This window comes from Pantoea sp. CFCC18177 (assembly GCF_059412425.1).
This window is the reverse complement of sequence record NZ_JBNBPL010000055.1, coordinates 1-678: the sequence shown is the minus strand read 5'-3', so window position 1 is coordinate 678 and position 678 is coordinate 1. Positions and strand designations below refer to the sequence as shown.

The window sequence follows — 678 nt, the reverse complement described above, 5'->3', positions numbered from 1 at the left end:
CGATATCTCCAGACGGTTCTCTTCCATCTGCTGCATTTCCTGCAGGTTCGTCAGACGCTTCACCAGCGCTTTCAGCCTGCGTTCATTCAGCGGTGTCGGCTGCCACAGCGAAGGGCCGTGTAGTTTGCAGTAGCGCGCTATCATACGAGCATCGTCCTTATCCGTCTTATTGCGGTTCAGTTCGGCCTGGCTAAAGCGCTTAATACGGGCTGGGTTTTCAACACTGACATCATAGCCTTCATCGTGCAGGAAGGTAGCCAGCGGCTCGCTGTACGCGCCGGTCGCCTCCATGCAGATATGGCAGTCGCCGAACGGTTCCAGCCATTTCTTCAGGGCGCTGAAGCCTTTAAGCGTGTTAGGGAAGACTTTGGTTTTGTATGACGTGTCGCCCTTCCAGACGGCCACATCAAACTTTTTAGAAGCAACATCGATACCAACAGGCGTAGGGGTTTGCATAGATTCTCCTAAACAACATCAGGGAAACCGCCATGACCATCCTTATGGATGCGTGCTCGAAGCACAGGATACCGTCCGGTCTTGAAGGCGGGAGTAAAGTTGCCGGGGATGAATCTACAAAACAGGCTTAGTGCCCAAGGGTCGCCCCCATCTCACCAGCAACTTCCCGATGATCAGTCGGGGATCATAGCACCCGGAGGAGAATGATCGAGATATAAGGGT

At 53.5% G+C, this 678-nt stretch carries 1 protein-coding gene; it reads right to left on the bottom strand.

All coding sequences use genetic code 11. The features are described from left to right. Positions 1–456: IS110 family transposase (locus ACPUC8_RS25990; protein WP_494927749.1), on the bottom strand; the 456-nt coding region annotated here is incomplete at its 3' end. Positions 457–678 lie beyond the last annotated feature (222 nt).